Annotated in this window: 1 protein-coding gene; it reads right to left on the bottom strand. The window is 66.3% G+C overall.

Annotation, left to right across the window (positions count from 1 at the left end; all coding sequences use genetic code 11):
- Positions 1-15: 15 nt before the first annotated feature.
- The gene (locus tag V6093_RS13635; RefSeq protein ID WP_406669531.1) at positions 16-24108 is read right to left on the bottom strand and encodes a BapA/Bap/LapF family large adhesin; all 24093 of its coding nucleotides are present in this window, start codon (positions 24106-24108) and stop codon (positions 16-18) included.

The following is a 24108-nucleotide window of genomic DNA, read 5'->3' as shown; positions in this document are numbered from 1 at the left end:
GGGTTTACAGCGGCCTCAAACCACATGGATACCGTTCTGTACCCACAGGTGATGGCTTGGATCCTCCTGGGCCGTGTACTGGTTATAGTCGATGCCGTCGGCAGTTTGGTTCCCGACCAGCGTCCAGTTGTCCGTCATGTGAACCGAGTCTTTGTCGTCCCCCTTGATGATCAGTGTGTCGGTACCGGTTTCGGTGATGGCCACCACATCCGCCAGGTTGAGGGTGAGCGCCACCGAACTGGTGTCGTTGAGGTCGAGGATTTCGATGTCGTGTACGCGCCCGGCCAGGTTGCCCAGGTCAATGCTGGCATCACCGCCGCCCCACAGCAGGGTGTCGGTTCCCGAGCCACCGTCGACGCTGGCGAAGTTCTGGTCGACCACCACCAGTGTGTCGTCACCCGCACCACCCTGCAGGGTGATGTGGCCACCCTGGCTGCCATCGAGGTGGTCGTTGCCGTCAGTGCCGGCGATCACATCGGTGGCCGCTGCCAGGCTGGCGAGTGCCGCGGATTCGTTGCCAGTATCGGCCAGCAGCGATGTGGTGGCGGTGAGGCCGGCGGCGCTGTCCACGTTGATGGTGAGGGTTGCGGTGTCGGTAGTGCCGTTCGGGTGGCTTAGCTCGTAGGTGAAGGTGTCGTGCTGGCCTACCACCGCCGAGGTGAGCCCTGCGTTGAGGGTGTAGGTGTAGCTGCCGTCGGCATGCACCAGCAACGTGCCGTAGGTGCCGGCCACGCTTACCCCGTTGTAGCCCGGGATGGTGTAGGTGTTGGCCGCTGTCAGCACGCTCAGCACAGTCAAGGCCGAACCGACGTTGTCGTCAGCCAGCAGGTTGCCGGTGGCGGCTGTCGCGCCACTGACCACGAACTCGGTCAGGTACGTTGTGGTGGTGTTCAGGCTGGTGGTGATGGAGCTGAGCAAGCCGATGCCGCCGGCGGTGACACGTACGTGGTAGGTACCGGCGCCCTGGTTCTCGAAGGTATACCCGGCGCCGCCGCCCAGTATGCTGACCAGCGAACCACCTGGCACCGACTGCACCAGCACGTACTGGCCGGTGGCCGGGTTGAGCTTGAGCAGCTCGATGGTGGTGCCGTTGAGCAGGCTCAACAGGTTGGTGGAGTTGACCACCACCTGCAGGTCGGCCGTGGTATTGGCGGCAACCGTGGTGGTGTAGGTGGCCTGGCGGGTACCGATCACTGGCAGGTTCAGCGAGCCCAGCGTACTGCTGCTGGTGTCCACGCGGTTGTCCAGGGTGACCTGGCTGGTACCTACGTCGTTGACTGCGTCGACCACCGTGGCCGGTGCACCGTAGTTGGTGTCGCTCCAGACCTCCGTGGCTTGCGGGCTGTCGATGCGCACGTACAGGTTGGCGGCATCGGACAGGCCGTTAGGGTGCACCAGTTGGTAGCTGAACACGTCCACTTTGCCGACACTGTTCGGGCTGCCGTTCGGCGTGTAGGTGTAGCTGCCGTCCGCACGGATCACCAGGGTGCCGTACTGGCCCTGAACCGTCGTGGCGGTCCCGGCCGAGACGTAGCTGCCGTTTTTGAGCACTTGCAGCACGGCGGCGCTGTCCGGGCCACGAGCATCCACTGCGCCATCGGTACCCACGTCGGTAATGACGTTGCCAGAGGTGGCAATGCCGGTGCCGGTGAATTGGGTCAGGCTGGTGGAGACGATGTCCAGCGTGGTGCTCACTTCGGTGATCAGGCCGATGCCGCCACTGCCCACGGTCAGTCGGTAATCACCGGCTTGCAGCACGCCGATGTCCACCTGCAAGCCGATTGGCAACACGATCAGGTCGAGCAGGCCCTGAGTGTTACCGGTGGCGATGGTCACCCAGGTGCCGCTGGCGTCTTTCACCTGCAGGGTGAAGCTGGTGTTGTTGAGCAATGCCAGCACGCTGTTGGTGGTCAGTGTGAGGGTAGGGTCAGCCGTGGTGCCTGCTGCCACCGTCCAGGTGTAGGTCTTGGAGAACCCCGACAGTAGCGTGGTGAAGCTGTCGGTGTAGGTCTTCGTGGCGCTGACCGCTGCCAGGTTGACCGTGGCCGTGGCCAGGTTGTCGCTGGCGATGACCGGCGCGTTGGCATCCACATCCGGTGCAGTGACGTTGACGTTGCCCGACACGTTGCCGCGCGGGTCGCTGAGGGTCACCGAAAGGATCTGGCCGTTGTCCTGAGGCGGGCTCAGGGTCACGGTGAAGGTGCCGTCCGCCTGCACCGTCGCGGTCTGCAGCACGGTACCGCCGGCGCTGCGTACGGTGACGGTGGCACCCACTTCGCCAGTACCGGTGAGGGTACTGCCGTCGGCACTGAACAGCAGGTTGCCGGCAGCCGCAGGCGGGGTCAGGTCCGGTGCGGTCAGTGCAGTGCCTGTGGACACGTTACCGGCGCTGTCGGTGAGGGTGACGCTGAGCGCCTGGTTGTCGATCTGCGCCGCAGTCAGGCTGACCACGAACAGGCCGTTGCTGCCCACCGTTGCGGTACCCAGTACGGTACCGGCGCTGTTGCGCACGGTGACCGTGCTGCCGACCTGGCCAGCACCACTGACCGAGGTGCCGTTGGCGTTGATGGTGGCCAGCGGGGCGGCTGGCGGGGTGGTGTCCGGCGCAGTCAGGCTGGTGCTGGCGGACAGGTTGCCGGCAGCATCGGCCTGGCGTACCACCAGCAGTTGCCCGTCGTTCTGTGGCGAGGTCAAGGTAATGCTGAAGGTGCCGTTGGCTTGTACCACACCGGTACCCACCTGGCCGTTCGGGCCTTGGACGGTAATGGTAGCGCCCGCCTCACCGCTACCGGTAAGCACGGTACCGGTGCCGTTGATGGCGACGTTGGTGGGGGCAGCAGGTGGCTGCAGGTCTGCGGCGGTGTAGCTTGTGCTGCCGGACACATTGCCTGCAGTGTCAGCCTGGCTCACGCCCAGTACCTGGCCGTTGAGCTGCGCGGCGTTCAGGTTGACGGTGAACACGCCACCGCCATTCACCACCGCCGTGCCGAGCACGTTGTTGCCGGCATCACGCACTGTCACCGTGGCACCGGCTTCACCCGTGCCGGTCAGCACCAGGCCATTGACAGACAGGCTGGTGACCACCGGGTTGGTCGGTGGCGTGATGTCGGCCGCTTGCAGGAAGGTCGGCTGCGATTCGCCGCCTATCAGCGCCACCGCTGTCACCGAAATGTGTTCGCCATTGAGCTGGGCTGCGTCCAGCGTCAGGGTGAAGGAGCCGTTCAGGCTTGCGACCCCTGTACCGATCAGGTTGCCTGCAGCGTCGTACACGCGAATGCCCACACCGCTGGGTGCACTGCCTGTCAGGGTCAGGCCGTCGCTGCCCAAGGTCACGTCGGTGGGCGGCACGGGTGGTGCGATCAAGGGTGTGAGGTAGGTCGCGACCGCAGACGTATTGATGCCGTCGGACTGTGTCACTTCCAGGGTTGCGAGCGAGCCCGCCGCCGGCACCAGCGTTATCTGGAAGTTGCCAGCGGCATCCACCACGCCGGTACCGATCACGTCTCCGTCGAGGCTGACGGTAACCGTGGCATTGGCTTCGCCCTTGCCGGTCAGCACGTTGAAGGTGTTGTTGATCGCCAGGTTGGTCACCAGGTCGGGTGGCGAGGTGTCGTTGGTCTGGTAAGGGACAGCCACCGAAGCGTTGCCAGCATCATCCGTGGACACCACCGTCAGCAACTGGCCGTTGTTCTGTGCCGGGCTGATCGGCACAGTGAACTGGCCGTTCTCACCCACTTCCACCGTGCCCACGATGTTGTTGTTCGGGCCGCGCACCGTGATGGTGCTGCCGGCTTCGGCCGTACCCGTCATCGACGTACCGGCTGCGTTGAGCAGCAGGTCGGTCGGCTGCACCGGTGGCGTCAGGTCTGGCGCAGTCACTGCCAGCGGTACCGACGGGTTGCCAGTGGCGTCCTGGGCGATGATGGTCAGCGTTTCGCCGTTGATTTGCGGGCGGTTCAGGTCAAGGACGAAGGTGCCGTCCGGCTCCACCGTTACCTGGCCCAGCAGGTCGCCGTTGTTGTTGACCACCGTGACGCGGGTGCCGGCTTCGGCAGTACCGATCACCTGGGTACCGCTGTCGTTGATGATGGCGACCACGGCGGCCGGTGGTGTGGTGTCCACCGCCGTGACCGAACTGATTGGCGAGATGTTGCCAGCTGCATCGGTCAGGGTGACCTGCAGCACCTGGCCATCGAGCTGCGCTGCATCCAGCTCGACGATGAAGGTCCCGTCGGCGCCCACTGTGCCGGTACCCACCTGCGTGATACCGACGTACACGCGCACGGTGGCGCCCACTTCGCCGACACCGCCCAGCTCGTCACCTGCCGCATTGAGCCGCAGCTCGGTTGCTGCCGCTGGCGGCGTGAGGTCCGGCGCTTGCACGTTGACCGGCAGGCTGACGTTGCCGGGGGGATCGGCCTGCAGTACCGACAGTGTCTGGTTGTTGATTTGTGCGGGTGACAGTTCGACGCTGAAGCTGCCATCAGCCAATACGATACCCGTGCCCAGTACGGTACCGGCCGCGTTACTGACGATTACCGTGGCGCCGGCCTCGCCCAGGCCGCTGACCACACTGCCGTCGGCGTTGATCACCACTTGGGTGAGCGGGTCGGGCGGGGTGAAGTCGGGGGTTTGCAGGGTTGCCACTGCCGACACGTTGCCGGCCGCATCGGCCTGGGTGAAGCTGAGCAGCTCGGCGTTGCCCAGTGCCGGGCTCAGCGTGATGGTGAAGTGGCCACTGGCATCGACGGTGGCGCTGCCAATTTCCTCGCCTGCCGGGTTGGTCACGGTCACCCGCGCGCCCACTTCGCCGCGGCCGGTGAGGGTGACACCATCACCGGAAACGGCCAGTTCGCCGGGTGCCGTTGGCGGTGTGGTATCGGGTGCGGTGATGGCGCTGGCGGCAGACTGGTTGCCGGCCGCATCGGTCAGTACCACCTGCACCTGTTGGCCGTTGGCCTGAGGCGATGCGAGGCTGACCTGGAAAGTCCCGTCGGCGCGCACCGTGGCGCTGCCCAGCACCGAACCATCGGCGGCGAGCACACGCACGGCGGCACCCGCTTCGCCGGTACCGTTCAACAAGCTGCCACCCCCGGCGAAAGCCAGGTTGCCGGCAGCATCCGGCGCGACGCGGTCAGGGGCTGTCAGGTTGACGCTGTTGGACTCGTTGCCGGCCACATCGGACTGGCTGGCGCTGAGCTGTTCGCCGTTAATCTGCGCGCTGTTCAGGTTGACGTTGAAGTTGCCATTGGCATCGACCACGGCAGTGCCCAGGTCGATACCGCCTTCGCCAATCACGGTAACGGTGGCACCTGCTTCACCGCGGCCACTGAGTACCAGGCCGTCGCTGGACAACGCCAGGTTGGTCAGTGGTTGCGGTGCCGTGGTGTCGGGTGCCAGCAGGGTAGCGGGTAGCGATACGCTGCCATCGGGGCCCGTTGCGCTGACCTGCAGCACTTCGCCATTGGCCTGCGCACTGCCGAGATTGACAGTGAACGTGCCGTCGTTGGCGACCGGGCTGCTGCCCAGCAATACGCCGTTGGGGCCGTACACCTTGATTGTGCTGCCCGCCTCGGCGGTGCCGGTCACTGACAGGCCGTCGGCGGCCAGTATCAGGTTGTCCGGTGTGGCCGGTGCCAGCGCACCCGGCGCCGTCACGCTCTGTGCAGGGGAGACGTTCTGTGCGGCATCGGCCTGAACCACGCTCAGGCTTTCACCTGTGATCGCTGCCGGCGACAGGGATACGCTGAAGTGACCGTCGGCGGCCACTGTAGCGTTGCCCAGCACGGTACCGTCCGGCGCCCGTACGGTCACGGTTGCGCCTGCTTCGCCATCGCCTGTCAGGGTGGCGCCATTGGCGGAGACAGCCAGGTTGGTCACGGCGGCCGGCGGCGTGGTGTCGGCTGCAGTGTAAGGTGCGGCCGGCGACACGTTGCCGGCTGCGTCGGTGGCGGTCACCTGCAGCATCTGGCCATTGGTCTGGGCACTGTTCAAGGTGACCTGGAAGGTGCCGTTGCTGCCGGCTACCGCTGTGCCCAGCACGTTGCCGCTGGCATCGCGCACGGTCACGGTGCTGCCGGCTTCGGCGTTACCGGTCAGTTGCAGCCCGGTACCGGACAGCGCGAGTGCTGTCGGTGCCGCAGGCGGGGTGAAGTCCGGCGCGGTGACCGCCACGGCGGTGGAGGTGTTGTTGCCCGCGTCGGTCTGCGTAACGCTCAGGTGCTGGGCGTTGAGCTGGGCGCTGTTCAGGGTGAGGGTAAAGCTGCCATTGGCCGCTACCAGGCCGGTGCCGATGATGGTCCCGTCCTGGCCGTGAACGGTGACCGTGGCACCGGCTTCGCCCAGGCCGGTCAGGGTCAGGCCGTTGTTGTTCAGCACCACGTTGGTCAGCGGCGCGGGTGGGGTCAGGTCCGGGGTTGTCACATTGATTGCCGGCGAGGTGTTGCTGGCGGCATCCACTTGCGTCACGCCGATGACCTGGCCGTTGGTTTGCGGCGTGTCGAATGTCACCGTGAAGCGACCGTCAGCGCCCACCGTGGCGGAGCCGAGCAAGGCACCGGCGGCGTTGCGTACCTGTACCGTGGCGCCCGCTTCACCGCTGCCGGAAAGCTGCCGGCCGTCTTGGCTCAACACCGGGTTACTGATGGCCGCTGGCGGCGTGTGGTCTGGCGTGGCCAGGCTGGCCGGGCCGGACACGTTGCCCGCGGCATCACTGAGGGTGACCTGTAGCGGGCTACCGGTCACCTGCGCGCTGGGCAGGGTGATCTGGAACTGGCCGCTCTGGTTGACGGTGCCAGTGGCCAGGATGGCGCCGCTGGCGTCGCGCACGGTGACGCTGGCACCGGCTTCGCCCTGGCCGCTGAGCACGGTGGCTGCGCTGTTGAGGCTGAGGTTGCTGGCCGCCAGCGGTGCCTGCAGGTCAGGCGCTTGCAGGGTGGCCGCGAGCGAAACGTTACCTGCAGCATCAGCCTGGGTGACGATCAGGTTTTGCCCATTGGCCACGGCCGGCGAGAAGCTGACGCTGAACAGGCCATTGCTGTCGACGGTTGCAGTCCCCAGCAAGGTGCCCTGTACGTCTGTCACGCGCACGGTTGCGCCCACCTCGCCTTGGCCGGTCAGCGTACTGCCGGTGGCGTTGAGGTTTACCTGTGTCGGCGCGTCCGGTGCCGTGGTGTCATTGGCCACGATAATGGCCGGCACCGAAGGCTGGCCATCGACGGTAGCCTTGGCACTGACCTGCAAGATCTGGGCGTTGAGCTGGGCGTTCTGGAGGAACACACGGAAGGTGCCGTCGCTGCCGACCGTGGCGCTGCCCAGCGTGGTGCCCCCGGAGGTCACGGTAATCAGCGAGCCGACCGTACCCTGGCCGGTCAGCAGGAAACCGTCGGCGCTGATGGCAAGGGCTGAAGGCGTGGCCACTTCGGTACCGGTCGGGCCAGCCAGTGGTATTTCAGGCGATTCGTTACCGGCAGGGTCGATCACCACCACATCGACTGTTTCACCTGATGCCAGCGGTGGGGCGACCGGGATCACGAAGGTGCCGTCCGGCCCTGCAGTTACAGTGCCGCGCACGGTGTCATCCGGGTTGCGGACTTCCACTGTGCTGCCAGGCTCGGCTGTGCCGCCGACCGTGCTGCCGTCCGGGCTTACGGTAAGCCCGGTCGCCGGTTCCGGGTTGGTCGTGTCCGGCGCGGTGACAGAGACCGGCGCCGAGTCGTTGCCGGCTGCGTCGGTCACTACCACGGTTACGGTCTGGCCGTTGTTCTGCGGTGTATCCAGCGGCACGCTGAAACTGCCATCCGGGTTGACCGCAACAGTGATCACATTGCCGGCCCCATCGCTCACGGTCACCGAACTGGCGCCAGGTGCGTTACCGGTCACAGCCGTGCCATCGCTGCTGACTGCAACGTCGGTGGGCAGTGCCGGTGGCGTGATGTCAGGCGCAAGGATCTGGCTGGGCTGCGAAATGTTGCCGGCCGCATCGGTCAGCGTCACATCCAGGGCTTGGCCGTCCAACTGGGCGGGCGATAGTGGGACCGTGAAGCTGCCGCCTGCGGGCACGACGACGGTGCCTACCAACGTGCCGTCGGCAAGCTTCACTTCCACCGTGGCGCCAGCTTCACCGGTACCCTGGATGGCACTGCCGCCCGGGGTGATCGTGAGGCCGGCAGGCGCAGCTGGCGCGGTACTGTCGTCAGCGGTGAAAGTGGCCGACGGCGAGGCATTGCCGCCGCCATCGATCAGCACCACCGACAGCACTTCACCGTTGGTCTGGGCCGGGGAGAGTGCCACTTCGAACGTACCGTCTGCATTCACCGGGATGGTGCCTAGCAGGTTGCCTGCGGCATCACGTACTTCTACGGTGCTGCCTGCCTCGCCCTGCCCGCTGAGCAGTGTGCCGGTAGGATCAAGGCCCAGCCCTTGCGCCGGCAGCGGTGCCTCGAAGTCAGGTGCGGTCACGGTGCCAGCGGGCGAGCCGTTGCCGCTGTTGTCCGCCTGAGTGACAGACAGCGTCTGGCCATTGAGCTGTGGCGGGTCGATGGCCACCTGGAAGGAGCCATCGGGCTGGACCGTTGCGGTGCCCAGTACTGTGCCGCCAGTGCCGGTCACGGTCACCTGCGCACCCGGCTCGCCGCTGCCGGTCAGGCTGCTGCCGTCGCCAGCCAGGACCAGACCGGTGGGGCTATCGGGTGCCTGGGTATCCGGTGCCGACACGTCGACTGCCGCCGACAGGTTGCCGGCCGCGTCGCGTTGCTCCACGGTCAGTGCCTGGCCGTTGGTTTGCGGCGTGTCGAGGGTGATTTCGAAAGCGCCACCCGCGCCAACCACCGTGCTGCCCAGCACGCTGCCATCCGGCCCGCGCACGGTCACGGTGGCGCCCGGTTCGCCGTTGCCGGTGATCGTGGTACCGGTGCCGTCGATGGCCGGGTTGGTGACCACTTGCGGCGGGGTAGAGTCGGGGGCGGTGAAGTCCACCGGCCCTGCGCTATTGCCCAGGTTGTCGGTCGCTTCGACGGTCAGGCTTTCGCCATTGCGCTGTGGCGCGTTGAGGGTGACGTCGAAACGGCCGTCGCCGCCCACGGTGGCAGTGCCCAGCACATTGCCGTCGGCGTCACGCACGGTGACGATGGAGCCGCTTTGACCCTGGCCGGTAAGGTGAATGCCAGCAGTATCGATGGCCAGCCCGGAGGGTTGCAGCGGGCCGTCGGTATCGGGCGCGACGATGTTGGCGGTCGAGGTGTTGCCAGCGGGGTCGCGCAGGACCACGTCCAGTTCCTGGCCGTCGGTCTGCGCTGGGTTCAGGACCACGCTGATCACACCGTCGGCACCGACCTGGGCGTTGCCCAGCACAGTGCCGTCGGCGCTGATGACCTGCACGGTGGTGCCCGGTTCGCCGCGACCGGTGAGCAGGCCGCCATCGGCACTCAGTTGCAGTTCACTGGCTTCATTGGGCGGGGTGATATCGGGCGCGGTGATCTGGGTCGGCAGTGAACTGTTGCCAGCTTCGTCAACCGCGACGATATCCAGTGCTTCCCCGTTGGCCTGTGCCGGGGTCAGGCCGATGGTGAAGCTGCCATCCGGGCCGGCCTGGGTGCTGCCCAGGACATTGCCCTGCGCGTCACGCACTTGCACCTGCGTATCTGCCGGTGCGGTACCGGAAACACTGGAGCCGTCACCGGCCACCACCACGCCGCTCGGGCTTTCGGGCAGCGGTGTATCGGCAACGGTCACGCTGACCCCTGCCGAGGTATTGCCAGCGGCATCGGTCTGCACCAGCACGAGGTTCTCACCTGCGGCCAGCGGTGCCTCCAGGTCAATCACGAAGGTGCCATTTGGCGCCACGGTGCCAGTACCGATGACTGCGCCTTGGGCATTACGCACTTCGACTGTGGCACCAGGCTCACCACGGCCAGACACGGCCAGGCTGCCATCGCCTGCCAGCACGTCAGTGACGATCGCCGGTGCGGTAATGTCCGGGGCCACGTAACTCAGCGGCACCGAGGTATTGCCTGCCGCATCGGTCACGGTGATGGACAAGGTTTCGCCATTGGCCTGGGGCGGGTTGAGGGTCAGGCTGAAGCTGCCATCCGGCTCGGCAATGACGCTACCGATCAGGTTGCCCGAGGCATCTTTGACCTCAATCCGTGCGCCTCCTTCTGCAGTACCGACCAGGCTGTCACCATTACTCAGCACCAGGTCGGTGGGTTGCAGCGGTGCTACCTGGTCGGGCGCCGTCAGCGGGCTAGGTGTAGAGACGTTGCCGGCGGCATCGGTCAGGGTCACTTGCAGGGACGAGCCATCCACCACCGGGGTTGGCAGTTGCACATTGAAGCTGCCATCGGGCTGAACGGTGCCGCTCACCAGCACCTGCCCCTGATCGTTGCGCACTTCCACGGTGGCGCCCGCTTCGCCGCGCCCGGAGACTGTGCGGCCATCGTTACTGATGGCCAGCTCGGTAGCGGGCTCCGGCGGTGTGGTGTCGCCGCCGTTGTCCACGATCGGTGCGGTGACGCTGCCGGCCGTGGAGGCGTTGCCTGCGACATCGGTGGCCGTCACCTGCAACTGCTCGCCTGCCACTTGTGGCGGGGTGAGGCCGATGCTGAAGGCACCGCTGGCCCCCACCACGACACTGCCCAGTACAGTGATGCCATCGGCGGCCAGCACACGGACGGTGCTGCCTGCTTCGGCGCGGCCGCTGACAACGGTACCGTCGCCACTGATTGCCAGATCGCTTGGCGCCACAGGCGCGGTGATGTCTGGTGCGGCGACCTGCACCGGCAACGAGGAGGTGCCGTTGTTGTCGATCGCCACCACGTCCAGTAATTCGCCATTGGCCTGGGCCGGTGTGAGCACCACGGTGAAGGTGCCCTCGGCACCCACCACGATGCTACCGACCAGCGTGCCGTTGGCATCATGCACTTCCACGCGGCTACCAGCAGGAGCAGAACCGCTGATGCTGCTGCCATCGGCGGCGACGACCAGTTCGCTCGGGCTGGTCGGGGTGACCACCAGTGGCACGTCGTAGGTCAGCGCTTCAGAGGCGTTGCCGCTCGGGTCGGTCTGTACCAGGCTCAGGCGTTCACCCGGCAGCGCAGCCGGATCGAGGTCGATCAGGAAAGTACCGTTCGCGGTCACTGTGCCGGTACCGATCAGCGTGCCATTGACATCGCGCACCTCGACGGTAGCACCGGCTTCGCCGCGACCGCCCAAGGTCAGGCCGTCGGCGCCGACGACAATGTTGCTGACTACGGCAGGCACGGTGATGTCCGGGGCCTCGAACTGCAGGGGTGAAGAGACATTGCCGGCGGCATCGATCAGACGGATGTCGAGGATTTCGCCATTGGCCTGGGCCGGCGACAGGGTGATGCTGAAACTGCCGGTTTCAGTGACCAGGCCAGTGCCGAGCAAGTTGCCCAAGGCATCGCGTACCTGCACGGTCGCGCCTGGCTCGCCGTTGCCGCTCAGGGTCACGCCGTCGGCCAAGGCCACGCCGCTCGGTTGGGCCGGGGCCTGCAAGTCCGGGGTAACCACCGACGCCGGGGCAGAAGCATTGCCGCTGGCATCGGTCAGCACCACTTGCAGGTTGCTGCCATCTTTCACCGGTGGGTCAAGGGTGATCTGGAAGGTGCCGTCCGGGTTGACCGAGCCGTTGGCCAGTACATTGCCCTGGGCATCGCGCACCTGCACGCTGGCCCCGGCTTCGCCGCGGCCATTGAGCTGGGCGCCGGCCAGGCCGACTACCAAGTTGGTTGCGGCATCCGGTGGTGTGGTGTCGCCACCGTCGATGTCCGGCGCGGTGATGTCGCCGGCCGTGGAGGTGTTGCCGGCGGCGTCGGTGGCGGTGACTTGTAGTACCTCTCCACTCACCTGCGGCGGGTCGAGGGTGATGCTGAAACTGCCAGTGGCGTCGACCACCACACTACCCAGCACGGTGGTGCCATCGGCGGCCAGCACACGCACGGTGCTGCCCACTTCGGCGCGGCCGGTGACCTCGCTGCCGTTGGCACTGATCGCCAGCTCGCTCGGGGTGACCGGCGGGGTGATGTCTGGCGCAGCGATTTGCACCGGCAGGGACGAAGCGCCGGTGCCATCGATGGCCACCACGTCCAGCAGTTCGCCGTTGGCCTGGGCCGGGTTGAGGATGACGGTGAAGGTGCCACCGGCACCTACCACCACACTGCCGACCAGTGTGCCGTTGGCATCGTGTACTTCCACACGGCTGCCCGTCGGGGCTGTACCAGTGATGCTGGCGCCGTTCGCAGCCACCACCAGGTCGCTTGGGCTGGCTGGGGTCGTGGTTGCCGGGACTTCATATTGCAGGGCTTCAGAGGCGTTGCCGCTCGCATCGGTCTGCACCAGGCTCAATTGCTCGCCCGGTTGCGCGGCTGGGGTGAGGTCGACCAAGAAGGTTCCGTTGGCGCCGACTGTGGCGGTGCCTATGACAGAGCCGTTGGCATCACGTACCTGTACGGTAGCACCGGCCTCGCCACGGCCACTGAGCACCAGGCCATCGGCGCCCACCACGACGTTGCTGACGGCAGCTGGCGGCGTGACGTCCGGTGCAGTGAACGCCAGCGGCGTTGAACTGTTGCCGGCGGCGTCTACCACGCGAATGTCCAGGGCCTCACCATTGGCCTGGGCGGGGAACAGCGTGACGCTGAAGGTGCCGTCTTCGTTGACCAAGCCAGTGCCGATCAGGCTGCCGGTGGCATTGCGCACCTGTACGGTGGCACCGGGCTCGCCGCGGCCGGTAAAGGTCACGCCATCAACCAAGGCCAGCTCGGTTGGCTGCGCTGGGGCCAGCAGGTCTGGCGCGGCGACCGAACCGGGTTGCGAGACATTGCCGGCAGTGTCGGTCAGGGTCACTTGCAGGGTACTGCCATCGGTGATGGCCGGGTTCAAGGTGATGGCGAAGGTACCATCGGGATTGACTGTGCCCGTGGCAACCACGGTGCCTGCGTCATCGCGCACCTGAACGCTGGTACCGGCTTCGCCACGACCGCTGAGTTGGCTGCCGGCAGCACTGATCACCAGGTTGGTCGGGGTCTGCGGTGGCGTTGTGTCGCCGCCATCGATGTCCGGCGCGGTAAGGTTACTGGCGGTGGAGGCGTTGCCTGCCGCATCGGTGGCCGTCACTTGCAGCACTTCGCCGTCTACCTGTGGCGGGTCGAGGGTGATGCTGAAGCTACCGGTAGCGCCAACTACCACGCTACCCAGCACAGTGGTGCCGTCGGCGGCCAGCACGCGTACGGTGCTGCCCGGTTCGGCACGGCCGGTGACCACGCTGCCGTCGGCATTGATCACCAGTTCGGTCGGTGCGGCAGGGGCGGTGATATCCGGTGCGGTGATTTGGGCGGGCAGCGAGGAAACGCCGCTGTCATCAATGGCGACCACGTCCAGCAGTTCGCCGTTGGCCTGGGCCGGGTCGAGGGTAACGGTGAAGCTGCCGTCGGGGCCCGCCACCACACTGCCAATCAGCGTGCCGTTGGCGTCATGCACTTCCACACGGGTGCCAGCCGGCGCGGTACCGGTGAGGGTGGTGCCATCAGCATCGATGGCCAGATTGCTCGGGCTGTCGGGCGCGGTGGTCAATGGTACGTCGTACTCGGTAGCCACCGAAGCGTTGCCGCTTGGGTCGGTCTGCACCAGGCTCAACAGCTCGCCCGGCTGTGCGGCTGGGGCGAGGTCGATCAGGAAGGTGCCGTTGGCACCCACCACACCCGTGCCGATCACGGTGCCATTGGCATCGCGCACTTCCACAGTGGCACCTGGCTCGCCGCGACCGCTCAGGGCCAGGCCGTCAGCACCAACCGTAATATTGGTTACTGCCTCAGGTGGGGTGATGTCCGGCGCATCGAATTGCAGTGGCGCCGAGGCGTTGCCGGCGGCATCCACCAGACGCACATCGAGCGCTTCACCGTTGGCCTGGGCAGGCGACAAGGTGAGGCTGAACAGGCCGTCGGCACCGACGACGCCGGTGCCAATTAGGTTGCCGGCAGCATCGCGCACTTGCACGGTAGCGCCGGGCTCGCCGCGACCGGTGAAGGTGACGCCATCGGCCAAGGCCAGGTCAGTCGGTTGTGCAGGCGGCAGCAAGTCAGCCGAGGTGACCGAGCCCGGTTGGGATACGTTGCCGGCGGAGTCGGTGAGGGTGACTTGTAAGGTGCTGCCATCGTTCACGGCAGGGTCCAGGGCGATGACGAAGGTGCCATCTGCAGCGACGGTGCCAGTCGCGAGGATGTTGCCGGCCGCGTCACGTACCTGCACGGTGGAGCCGGCTTCGCCTCGACCGCTGAGCTGGCTGCCGGCAAGGCCGATCACCAGATTGGTCGGTGCTTCAGGCGGGGTGGTATCGCCGCCATCGATGTCCGGTGCGGTGACCGAGCTGGTAACGGAAGTGTTGCCAGCGGCATCGGTCGCCGTGGCCTGCAGCACTTCGCCGTCAACTTGTGGCGGATTGAGGTTGAGGCTGAACACGCCGGTCGGGCCGACCACGGCAGTGCCCAGTTCGGTGCCGTCGGCAGCCACGATGCGCACGGTGCTGCCCGGTTCGGCGCGGCCGGTGATAACGCTGCCGTCCGCGCTGACCGCCAGTTCGGTTGGGGCGGCAGGGGCGGTGATGTCGGGCGCGGTGATTTGTGCGGGCAGCGAGGAAACGCCGCCGTCATCAATGGCCACCACGTCCAGCAGTTCGCCGTTGGCCTGTGGCGGGTCGAGGGTGACGGTGAAGCTGCCGTCGGGGCCCGCCACCACACTGCCAATCAGCGTGCCGTTGGCGTCATGCACTTCCACACGGGTGCCGGCAGGTGCGGTACCGCTGATGCTGCTGCCGTCTTCGGCGAATACCAGGTCGCTGGGGCTGGCAGGCGCAGTGGTGACCGGGACTTCGAATTGCAGTGCCGAGGAAGCGTTGCCGCTTGGGTCGGTCTGCACCAGGCTCAACTGCTCGCCCGGCTGCGCGGCTGGGGCGAGGTCGATCAGGAAGGTGCCGTTGGCACCGACCACACCCGTGCCGATCACGGTGCCATTGGCATCGCGCACTTCGACAGTGGCACCCGGCTCGCCGCGACCGCTCAGGGCCAGGCCGTCAGCACCAACTGTAATATTGGTTACTGCGTCAGGCGGTGTGATGTCCGGCGCATCGAATTGCAGTGGCGCCGAGGCGTTGCCGGCGGCATCCACCAGACGCACATCGAGCGCTTCACCATTGGCCTGGGCAGGCGACAAGGTGAGGCTGAACAGGCCGTCGGCACCGACGACGCCGGTGCCAATTAGGTTGCCGGCAGCATCGCGCACTTGCACGGTAGCGCCGGGCTCGCCGCGACCGGTGAAGGTGACGCCATCGGCCAAGGCCAGGTCAGTCGGTTGTGCAGGCGGCAGCAAGTCAGCCGAGGTGACCGAGCCCGGTTGGGATACGTTGCCAGCGGCGTCGGTGAGGGTGACTTGCAGCGTACTGCCATCGGTGATGGCCGGGTTCAAGGTGATCGCGAAGGTACCATCCGGATTGACCGTGCCCGTGGCAACTACGGTGCCTGCGTCATCGCGTACCTGAACGCTGGTACCGGCTTCGCCACGACCGCTGAGTTGGCTGCCGGCAGCGCTGATCACCAGATTGGTCGGTGCTTCAGGCGGGGTGATATCGCCGCCGTCGATGTCCGGCGCGGTAAGGTTACTGGCGGTGGAGGCGTTGCCTGCCGCGTCGGTGGCCGTCACCTGCAGCACTTCACCGTCTATCTGTGGCGGGTCGAGGGTGATGCTGAAGCTGCCGGTAGCGCCAACTACCACGCTACCCAGCACAGTGGTGCCGTCGGCGGCCAGCACGCGTACGGTGCTGCCCGGTTCGGCACGGCCGGTGACCACGCTGCCGTTGGCATTGATCACCAGTTCGGTCGGTGCGGCAGGGGCGGTGATATCCGGCGCGGTGATCTGTGCGGGCAGCGAGGAAACGCCGCCGTCATCAATGGCCACCACGTCCAGCAGTTCGCCGTTGGCCTGGGCCGGGTCGAGGGTAACGGTGAAGCTGCCGTCGGGGCCCGCCACCACACTGCCAATCAACGTGCCGTTGGCATCATTCACTTCCACACGGCTGCCGGCCGGCGCGGTACCGGTGAGGGTGGTGCCATCAGCATTGATGGCCAGATTGCTCGGGCTGTCGGGCGCGGTGGTCAGTGGTACATCGTACTCGGTAGCCACCGAAGCATTACCGCTTGGGTCGGTCTGCACCAGGCTCAACTGCTCGCCCGGCTGCGCGGCTGGGGCGAGGTCGATCAGGAAGGTGCCGTTGGCACCGACCACACCCGTGCCGATCACGGTGCCATTGGCATCGCGCACTTCGACAGTGGCACCCGGTTCGCCGCGACCGCTCAGTGCCAGGCCGTCAGCACCAACTGTAATATTGGTTACTGCGTCAGGCGGTGTGATGTCCGGCGCATCGAATTGCAGTGGCGCCGAGGCGTTGCCGGCGGCATCCACCAGACGCACATCGAGCGCTTCACCATTGGCCTGGGCAGGCGACAGGGCAATGCTGAACAGGCCGTCGGCCCCGACGACACCGGTGCCAATCAGGTTGCCGGCTGCATCGCGTACCTGGACGGTAGCACCGGGCTCACCTCGACCGGTGAAGGTGACACCATCGGTCAGGGCCAGGTCAGTCGGTTGTGCTGGCGGCAGCAAGTCGGCCGAAGTGACCGAGCCCGGCTGGGATACGTTGCCGGCGGCGTCGGTGAGGGTGACTTGCAAGGTGCTGCCGTCGTTCACGGCAGGGTCCAGGGTGACGGTGAAGGTGCCATCTGCAGCGACGGTGCCAGTCGCGAGGATGTTGCCGGCCGCGTCACGTACCTGCACGGTGGAGCCGACTTCGCCTCGACCGCTGAGCTGGCTGCCGGCAAGGCCGATCACCAGATTGGTCGGTGCTTCAGGCGGGGTGGTATCGCCGCCATCGATGTCCGGTGCGGTGACCGAGCTGGTAACGGAAGTGTTGCCAGCGGCATCGGTCGCCGTGGCCTGCAGCACTTCGCCGTCAACTTGTGGCGGATTGAGGTTGAGGCTGAACACGCCGGTCGGGCCGACCAAGGCAGTGCCCAGTTCGCTACCGTCGGCAGCCACGATGCGCACGGTGCTGCCCGGTTCGGCACGGCCGGTGACAACGCTGCCGTCCGCGCTCACGGCCAGTTCGGTCGGTGCGGCAGGGGCGGTGATGTCGGGCGCGTTGATTTGTGCGGGCAGCGAGGAAACGCCGCCGTCATCGATGGCGACCACGTCCAGCAGTTCGCCGTTGGCTTGTGCGGGATTCAGTTCGATGCTGAAGCTGCCATCGGCGTTGGCAATGGCACTGCCAATCAGCGTGCCGTTGGCGTCATGCACCTCCACACGGGTGCCGGCCGGCGCGGTACCGGTGAGGGTGGTGCCATCAGCATCGATGGCCAGATTGCTCGGGCTGTCGGGCGCGGTGGTCAATGGTACGTCGTACTCGGTAGCCACCGAAGCATTACCGCTTGGGTCGGTCTGCACCAGGCTCAACTGCTCGCCTGGCTGTGCGGCCGGATTCAGGTCGATCAGGAAGGTGCCGTTGGCACCCACCACACCCGTGCCGATCACGGTGCCATTGGCATCGCGCACTTCGACAGTGGCACCCGGTTCGCCGCGACCGCTCAGTGCCGTGCCACCTGGGCCGACCAGGATGTCGGTGACCGCCTCGGGCGGTGTGATATCCGGGGCTGTGAACTCCAGCGGTATCGAACTGTTGCCGGCGGCATCCACCTGGCGGATGTCCAGGGCTTCGCCGTTGGCCAGGGCAGGCGACAGGGCAATGCTGAACAGGCCGTCGGCCCCGACGACACCGGTGCCAATCAGGTTGCCGGCTGCATCGCGTACCTGGACGGTAGCACCGGGCTCACCTCGACCGGTGAAGGTGACACCATCGGTCAGGGCCAGGTCAGTCGGTTGTGCTGGCGGCAGCAAGTCGGCCGAAGTGACCGAGCCCGGCTGGGATACGTTGCCGGCGGCGTCGGTGAGGGTGACTTGCAAGGTGCTGCCGTCGTTCACGGCAGGGTCCAGGGTGACGGTGAAGGTGCCATCTGCAGCGACGGTGCCAGTCGCGAGGATGTTGCCGGCCGCGTCACGTACCTGCACGGTGGAGCCGGCTTCGCCTCGACCGCTGAGCTGGCTGCCGGCAAGGCCGATCACCAGATTGGTCGGTGCTTCAGGCGGGGTGGTATCGCCGCCATCGATGTCCGGCGCGGTGACCGAGCTGGCAACGGAAGTGTTGCCAGCGGCATCGGTCGCGGTGGCCTGTAGCACTTCGCCGTCAACTTGTGGCGGATTGAGGTTGAGGCTGAACACGCCGGTCGGGCCGACCAAGGCAGTGCCCAGTTCGCTACCGTCGGCAGCCACGATGCGCACGGTGCTGCCCGGTTCGGCACGGCCGGTGACAACGCTGCCGTCCGCGCTCACGGCCAGTTCGGTCGGTGCGGCAGGGGCGGTGATGTCGGGCGCGGTGATCTGTGCGGGCAGCGAGGAAACGCCGCCGTCATCGATGGCGACCACGTCCAGCAGTTCGCCGTTGGCTTGTGCGGGATTCAGCTCGATGCTGAAGCTGCCATCGGCGTTGGCAATGGCACTGCCAATCAGGGTGCCGTTGGCATCATGCACTTCCACACGGGTGCCGGCAGGTGCGGTACCGCTGATGCTGCTGCCGTCTTCGGCGAACACCAGGTTGCTGGGGCTGGCAGGCGCAGTGGTGACCGGGACTTCGAATTGCAGTGCCGAGGAAGCGTTGCCGCTTGGGTCGGTCTGTACCAGGCTCAATTGTTCGCCCGGCTGAGCGGCCGGACTCAGGTCGATCAGGAAGGTGCCGTTGGCACCGACCACACCCGTGCCGATCACGGTGCCACTGGCATCACGCACTTCCACAGTAGCACCGGGTTCGCCGCGACCGCTCAGGGCCAGGCCGTCAGCACCAACTGTAATATTGGTTACTGCCTCAGGTGGGGTGATGTCCGGCGCATCGAATTGCAGCGGCGCAGAGGCGTTGCCGTCAGCATCCACCAAGCGTACGTCGAGGGCTTCGCCGTTGGCCTGGGCAGGTGACAGGGTGAGGCTGAACAGGCCATCGGCACCGACGACACCGGTGCCAATCAGGTTGCCGGCAGCATCGCGCACTTGCACGGTAGCACCGGGCTCGCCGCGACCGGTGAAGGTGACGCCATCGGCCAAGGCCAGGTCAGTCGGTTGCGCGGGCGGCAGCAAGTCGGCCGAGGTGACCGAGCCCGGTTGGGATACGTTGCCGGCAGCGTCGGTGAGGGTGACTTGCAAGGTGCTGCCGTCGTTCACGGCAGGGGCCAGGGTGACGGTGAAGGTGCCATCTGCAGCGACAGTGCCGGTCGCGAGGATGTTGCCTGCCGCGTCACGTACCTGCACGGTGGAGCCGGCTTCGCCTCGACCGCTGAGCTGGCTACCGGCAAGACCGATTACCAAGTCAGTCGGGGCTGCGGGTGGCGTGGTATCGATCCCGTCGATATCCGGTGCGGTGACTGCGCTGCTTGGCGATGTGTTGCCAGCGGCATCGGTCGCGGTGGCCTGCAGCACTTCGCCGTCAACTTGTGGCGAATTGAGGTTGAGGCTGAACACGCCGGTCGGGCCGACCACGGCAGTGCCCAGTTCGCTACCGTCGGCAGCCAGGACACGCACGGTGCTACCCGGTTCGGCACGGCCGGTGATCACGCTGCCGTCCGCGCTCACGGCCAGTTCGGTCGGTGCGGCAGGGGCGGTGATGTCGGGCGCGGTGATCTGTGCGGGCAGCGAGGAAACGCCGCCGTCATCAATGGCGACCACGTCCAGCAGTTCGCCGTTGGCTTGTGCGGGATTCAGTTCGATGCTGAAGCTGCCATCGGCGTTGGCAATGGCACTGCCAATCAGCGTGCCGTTGGCGTCATGCACTTCCACACGGGTGCCGGCAGGTGCGGTACCGGTGAGGGTGGTGCCATCAGCATTGATGGCCAGATTGCTCGGGCTGTCGGGCGCGGTGGTCAATGGTACGTCGTACTCGGTAGCCACCGAAGCGTTGCCGCTTGGGTCGGTCTGCACCAGGCTCAACTGCTCGCCTGGCTGAGCGGCCGGATTCAGGTCGATCAGGAAGGTGCCGTTGGCACCGACCACACCTGTGCCGATCACAGTGCCATTGGCATCACGCACTTCCACTGTGGCACCTGGTTCGCCGCGACCGCTCAGGGCCAGGCCGTCAGCACCAACTGTAATATTGGTTACTGCCTCAGGTGGGGTGATGTCCGGCGCATCGAATTGCAGCGGCGCAGAGGCGTTGCCGTCAGCATCCACCAAGCGTACGTCGAGGGCTTCGCCGTTGGCCTGGGCAGGTGACAGGGTGAGGCTGAACAGGCCATCGGCACCGACGACACCGGTGCCAATCAGGTTGCCGGCAGCATCGCGCACTTGCACGGTAGCACCGGGCTCGCCGCGACCGGTGAAGGTGACGCCATCGGCCAAGGCCAGGTCAGTCGGTTGCGCGGGCGGCAGCAAGTCGGCCGAGGTGACCGAGCCCGGTTGGGATACGTTGCCGGCAGCGTCGGTGAGGGTGACTTGCAAGGTGCTGCCGTCGTTCACGGCAGGGTCCAGGGCGATGACGAAGGTGCCATCTGCAGCGACGGTGCCAGTCGCGAGGATGTTGCCTGCCGCGTCACGTACCTGCACGGTAGAGCCGGCTTCGCCTCGACCGCTGAGCTGGCTACCGGCAAGACCGATTACCAAGTCAGTCGGGGCTGCGGGTGGCGTGGTATCGATCCCGTCGATATCCGGTGCGGTGACTGCGCTGCTTGGCGATGTGTTGCCAGCGGCATCGGTCGCGGTGGCCTGCAGCACTTCGCCGTCAACTTGTGGCGGGTTGAGGTTGAGGCTGAACACGCCGGTCGGGCCGACCACGGCAGTGCCCAGTTCGGTGCCATCGGCAGCCACGATGCGCACGGTGCTGCCCGGCTCGGCGCGGCCGGTGATAACGCTGCCGTCCGCGCTCACGGCCAGTTCGGTCGGTGCGGCAGGGGCGGTGACATCCGGTGCGGTGATCTGTGCGGGCAGCGAGGAAACGCCGCCGTCATCGATGGCGACCACGTCCAGCAGTTCGCCGTTGGCTTGTGCGGGATTCAGTTCGATGCTGAAGCTGCCATCGGCGTTGGCAATGGCACTGCCAATCAGCGTGCCGTTGGCGTCATGCACTTCCACACGGGTGCCGGCAGGTGCGGTACCGGTGAGGGTGGTGCCATCAGCATTGATGGCCAGATTGCTCGGGCTGTCGGGCGCGGTGGTCAATGGTACGTCGTACTCGGTAGCCACCGAAGCGTTGCCGCTTGGGTCGGTCTGCACCAGGCTCAACTGCTCGCCTGGCTGAGCGGCCGGATTCAGGTCGATCAGGAAGGTGCCGTTGGCACCGACCACACCTGTGCCGATCACAGTGCCATTGGCATCACGCACTTCCACTGTGGCACCTGGTTCGCCGCGACCGCTCAGGGCCAGGCCGTCAGCACCAACTGTAATATTGGTTACTGCCTCAGGTGGGGTGATGTCCGGCGCATCGAATTGCAGCGGCGCAGAGGCGTTGCCGTCAGCATCCACCAAGCGTACGTCGAGGGCTTCGCCGTTGGCCTGGGCAGGTGACAGGGTGAGGCTGAACAGGCCATCGGCACCGACGACACCGGTGCCAATCAGGTTGCCGGCAGCATCGCGCACTTGCACGGTAGCACCGGGCTCGCCGCGACCGGTGAAGGTGACGCCATCGGCCAAGGCCAGGTCAGTCGGTTGCGCGGGCGGCAGCAAGTCGGCCGAGGTGACCGAGCCCGGTTGGGATACGTTGCCGGCAGCGTCGGTGAGGGTGACTTGCAAGGTGCTGCCGTCGTTCACGGCAGGGTCCAGGGCGATGACGAAGGTGCCATCTGCAGCGACGGTGCCAGTCGCGAGGATGTTGCCTGCCGCGTCACGTACCTGCACGGTAGAGCCGGCTTCGCCTCGACCGCTGAGCTGGCTACCGGCAAGACCGATTACCAAGTCAGTCGGGGCTGCGGGTGGCGTGGTATCGATCCCGTCGATATCCGGTGCGGTGACTGCGCTGCTTGGCGATGTGTTGCCAGCGGCATCGGTCGCGGTGGCCTGCAGCACTTCGCCGTCAACTTGTGGCGGGTTGAGGTTGAGGCTGAACACGCCGGTCGGGCCGACCACGGCAGTGCCCAGTTCGGTGCCATCGGCAGCCACGATGCGCACGGTGCTGCCCGGCTCGGCGCGGCCGGTGATAACGCTGCCGTCCGCGCTCACGGCCAGTTCGGTCGGTGCGGCAGGGGCGGTGACATCCGGTGCGGTGATCTGTGCGGGCAGCGAGGAAACGCCGCCGTCATCGATGGCGACCACGTCCAGCAGTTCGCCGTTGGCTTGTGCGGGATTCAGTTCAATGCTGAAGCTGCCATCGGCGTTGGCAATGGCACTGCCAATCAGCGTGCCGTTGGCGTCATGCACTTCCACACGGGTGCCGGCAGGTGCGGTACCGGTGAGGGTGGTGCCATCAGCATTGATGGCCAGATTGCTCGGGCTGTCGGGCGCGGTGGTCAATGGTACGTCGTACTCGGTAGCCACCGAAGCGTTGCCGCTTGGGTCGGTCTGCACCAGGCTCAACTGCTCGCCTGGCTGTGCGGCCGGATTCAGGTCGATCAGGAAGGTGCCGTTGGCACCGACCACACCTGTGCCGATCACAGTGCCATTGGCATCACGCACTTCCACAGTGGCACCTGGTTCGCCGCGACCGCTCAGGGCCGTGCCACCTGGGCCGACCAGAATGTCGGTGACCGCCTCGGGCGGTGTGATATCCGGGGCTGTGAACTCCAGCGGTATCGAACTGTTGTCGGCGGCATCCACCAGACGCACGTCGAGTGCTTCACCATTTGTCTGGGCAGGCGACAGGGTGAGGCTGAACAGGCCGTCGGCACCGACGACGCCGGTGCCAATCACGTTGCCGGCAGCATCGCGCACCTGCACGGTAGCACCAGGCTCACCGCGTCCGGTGAAAGTGACGCCATCGGCCAAGGCCAGGTCAGTCGGTTGTTCAGGGGCTGTGGTGTCTGGGTTGTCGACGTCCGGCGCCGTGATGCTAGCAACTGGCGAGATATTGCCAGCCGCGTCTGCGGCGCTGATCTCCAGGGCCTGGCCGTCGATTTGTGGCGGTTGCAGAGTGATGCTGAACTGGCCGTCCGCACCGGCCACCGCAGTGCCCAGCAATACGCCACCTGCGCCTCGCACGGAAACCGTCGAGCCGGGCTCGGCACGACCGGTGAGGGTGTTACCTTGCTCATTGATAGCCAGGTCGGTCGGCGCCAGTGGTGCAGTTGCGTCCGGCGCAGTGACAGTGCCAGGCGCCGAGACATTGCCGGCGGCGTCGGTCAGGGTGACATCAAGGTTTTCGCTGTTGATCTGCGGCGCATTCAGCGTCACGTTGAAACTGCCGTCGGCACCCACTGTGCCGCTGCCGATCAGGTTGCCGGCGGCGTCGCGGATGTTCACCGTGGTGCCTGCTTCGCCACGGCCGGTCAGACGCAAGCCATCCGGCGAAACCAGCAGGTCGATCGGCGTGGCCGGTGCGCTGGTGTCGGGGTCGGAACCGCCGCTGCTGCTGCTGCTGCTGCTGCTGCCGCCGTTGTTCGCTGCCGCCGCTGCGCCGCCCACGCCGAGCAGGCTGAGCCCGGCTATCGCCCACGTTGGCATGGCGCTACCGGCGGTGCCAATACCCGCGACCAGTTCGTCCAACGAGGCCACGTCTTCAAAAGTGAAGCCGGTGAACGCTGCTGCATCGTACTGGGCATGCCACAGGGTGCCATCGTCGCCGACGAAGACCATATCGCTGCCGACCCCGGCCTGGTCTACGGCGAAGAAGTTACCGATGGTGACCTTTTCGCCTGACTTCAGGGTGATGATCAGGTCCTGCCCGCGCTGGGTGACCGTGGCCACTTTGTCTGGAGAAACCGGTACCTGCACGACGCTTGGTGCTTTGAGATTGATATTGCCCCAGGCGCTCTGAGTGGCGACTTCGGATTGCTTATCGGCGACGACGATGTTGTCCAT

This window comes from Pseudomonas putida group bacterium ESBL64 (genome assembly GCF_045277175.1).
Lineage (GTDB): Bacteria > Pseudomonadota > Gammaproteobacteria > Pseudomonadales > Pseudomonadaceae > Aquipseudomonas > Aquipseudomonas alloputida.
Note: the sequence above shows the minus strand (reverse complement) of the source record. Positions and strands in the feature narration are given on the sequence as shown.

Bases quoted from the DNA above. Each gene is read 5' to 3' on its own strand.
- V6093_RS13635 (WP_406669531.1), bottom strand. From the start codon at position 24,108: ATGGACAACATCGTCGTCGCCGATAAGCAATCCGAAGTCGCCACTCAG.